The sequence below is a fragment of the Companilactobacillus bobalius genome (assembly GCF_009764355.1).
Genome location: NZ_LNUA01000050.1, coordinates 1 through 1,445, shown reverse-complemented (window position 1 = coordinate 1,445; position 1,445 = coordinate 1). Strand labels below are relative to the sequence as shown.

At 26.5% G+C, this 1,445-nt stretch carries 2 protein-coding genes; both read right to left on the bottom strand.

Going from position 1 to position 1,445, the window contains the following annotated elements; all coding sequences use genetic code 11:
* Nucleotides 1-105: 105 nt before the first annotated feature.
* The gene (locus ATN92_RS12660) at nt 106-525 is read right to left on the bottom strand and encodes a helix-turn-helix domain-containing protein (protein ID WP_056954773.1); all 420 of its coding nucleotides are present in this window, start codon (nt 523-525) and stop codon (nt 106-108) included.
* A 116-nt stretch (nt 526-641) separates the two neighbouring features.
* Nucleotides 642-1,214 carry a hypothetical protein gene (locus ATN92_RS12655; RefSeq protein WP_056954774.1) on the bottom strand — a complete coding sequence of 191 codons (573 nt, stop codon included), beginning with the start codon at nt 1,212-1,214 and terminating at the stop codon, nt 642-644.
* Nucleotides 1,215-1,445 lie beyond the last annotated feature (231 nt).

Here is a 1,445-nt window from a genome sequence, read left to right as displayed (position 1 = left end):
CTTTTTCGAGTTGTGATCGTTTTCTCGCAAGGTCTTTAGTGCTTTTAAAATATCACGGTCCATTTCGGCATCATGTAGTTTAGCTTTTAGATCGAGAATTTCTTGTTAATATTTCTCTTCTTTTGTGGAATTTAAACGTGTTTGTTTCTTCTTTTTCTTGGCCATTAACGGTCGTCTCCCTCTGGGACGACGCCTTAATCCAATAACACCATAGTGATTATATCTATATATCCATGAATTAACCTGGCTAGGTGATATTTTGAAATAAATTGCAGTATCAAGGCGACTGATCTTATGTAATTTATAATATTCTATCACGGATAATTTAAAATCTTGAGAATAGTCTTTATGAGATTTTTTAGTTATCAAATAATTAAGTCCATTTGCCTCCGCTTCATGGACCCAGTAATAAATCGGTGATTTACTGGGCATTCCATATTTTTTTGATAATCCAAGTATAGAAATTTGTCCATCAAAGTATTCATTTACTAGTTTAACTTTGAATTCTGAAGAGTATTTGGTCATAAAAAAAGTGCTCCTAAAATTGTTAGATTATGTCTAACAATTTTAGGGCACTTCAAATAGTTGGCTATTTACCATGTCACTTTTTTTAACGACGTATATAATAAACTGGAAAATATTTAGACTTTTATAATGTTAGGAATCTTATAACCTAATAATTGGAATATGGAATCCGTTGATGGAAGTGTATTTAAAGTATTTTTATTCTTTTTTATGGGCACAATTGGAAGAACGGTTTGTGATCTTTTTTTAAGAGAATATTCTATTTTTATGGGACGAACCAGAATATAAAAATAATCAGAATCAATAATATACTTAAATTTACCATAGGAAGAATTATTTATTGATCTTTTATCAATATTGATTCCATTGTCAAAAAAAATAGTGTGGTCTTTTTTTGCTAAAATCTGAACATTCTTATTAATAAATATTTTCCACATTAAAAATTTTAAAAAGAAAATACAAAAAATCATTGCCAATAGATCTTGTATGGAATATATCAATTTTACTAGTGTTAGTTCATGAGGGTCATCAAGTAGAGAGATAATTATAATAAAGGAAAAACTTATTACAGAGAGAAACTGGCAAAATCTGATTCTTTTATTAAAAGAGCTTAGAATGTTATTTTTCTTCAACAATAAAAAAACATATTTCCAATCTGCTTTTGTTAAATTGTTATTTATTTTAATCATAGAAAAAATCCATTTCTTAAAAATTCATTTCTTAAAAATTCATTTTCACATATTTGAAAATGTAATAAAAGCCCGATTATGGTATATGAAAATAAAAAAAAAATAATGTGAATGAAAATCTTTTAGAAATATAATCTAAAAGATTTAAGAAACTTGATCGGAAAATTAAATAATATAAAAAGAACCTAGATAATTTTTGATTTATTGAAGTGCAATAAAAAAGTTAGACAT